2 protein-coding genes and 1 pseudogene are annotated in these 1,028 nt (G+C 59.0%); all 3 read left to right on the forward strand.

The genetic code is table 11. From position 1 onward, the window contains the following. Positions 1–285, forward strand: a pseudogene (locus tag BGIM_RS0145610) (hypothetical protein); the annotation flags it as partial. 237 nt (positions 286–522) lie between these two features. Further along, positions 523–783: a hypothetical protein gene (locus BGIM_RS0145615; RefSeq protein ID WP_020476248.1), complete on the forward strand. Its 261-nt coding sequence runs from the start codon at positions 523–525 to the stop codon at positions 781–783. Beyond that, on the forward strand, positions 780–920 hold the full coding sequence (locus BGIM_RS65700) for a hypothetical protein (RefSeq protein WP_020476249.1): 141 nt from the start codon (positions 780–782) through the stop codon (positions 918–920). Before BGIM_RS0145615 ends, BGIM_RS65700 begins: the two co-directional genes overlap by 4 nt. Positions 921–1,028 lie beyond the last annotated feature (108 nt).

Here is a 1,028-nt window from a genome sequence, read left to right on the forward strand (position 1 = left end):
ATGAAGGTCGAGTTCGGGGCGAAGGGCAAGATCCGGGTCACGGAAATTGACGTGAACGCCGACGACAAGACAGAAGACACCAAGGCGGGAAAAACCGCCAGGCATGGCACGTACATCCTCACCAAGGATATCCTGGCCATTTGCCTGCATGACGAAACCACACAGGCCAGCGCCGTGAAACCGGCCGGCGAGACATCCTTTGAGGCGGGTCAGCCGCAAGCCAAGTCCGTCTGCACGATGGTCCTCAAACGCACGGACAGCGGTGCGACGGAACCCGTCAAATAATGCGAGCAACAGGCAGTGAGCGAAAAGCCATCCGAAAGGGTGGCTTTTTTCGTTGAGGGTCTTCGCACAGATGTGCCGGCGGGCGAATGGGAAGTTAGTCGCGTGCAAAGTGCTTTCAGACTGCTCAATCCCCATCAGCAGCCCCGTTTTTGCCACAAAGCACGGAGATGCGAAGAAACCGCTTGCACGAACGAGCATGCCGCGCTAGGGTCGGGTGAATAACAGCAAGGAGGCTGAGTGATTGAACAAACCCAAGACGAACGCCGCATCTGGCTCCGTGCCATCATCAAATCCCTGAACGATGAACGAGGCGACGGAGGCGTGTCCAAACTGGCCCGCCTGACTCGAATCCACCCCTCGAACATCCGCCGCCGTCTGGCCGGAACGGCATGCACCACCGACCGCGATATGGCCCTCATCGCCCACGAAGTGAACCTGTTCCACGCCGAGCAGGCCGCAAAGCACAAGAAAGCACAGAAACTGGCGAGGAAGCCATGACCGACAAACACGCCCTCCTCGCCTCCAGCGTGCTGCTTGGCTACGCATCGGTGGTGACCATCACCTTCCTGGCAACCACGCCGTTTCTTGCGGCCAGAGTCTTTCGAGAAATGACGCAAGAGAAGGGGAGAACATGAGGCACGTTTGCACAAAGAACAACCCGCTCCTCGGCGAGCAGGGGCGTCAGGCAAGGCATGTGGACGCCCGCGAACTGTTCCGTGACAGCGGCACCGTGGTGAAGCGAT

The organism is Zavarzinella formosa DSM 19928 (assembly GCF_000255705.1).
Classification (GTDB): Bacteria; Planctomycetota; Planctomycetia; order Gemmatales; family Gemmataceae; genus Zavarzinella; species Zavarzinella formosa.

Coding starts and splice junctions, on each gene's coding strand:
- BGIM_RS65700 (WP_020476249.1), top strand. CDS start 780: ATGACCGACAAACACGCCCTCCTCGCCTCCAGCGTGCTGCTTGGCTAC.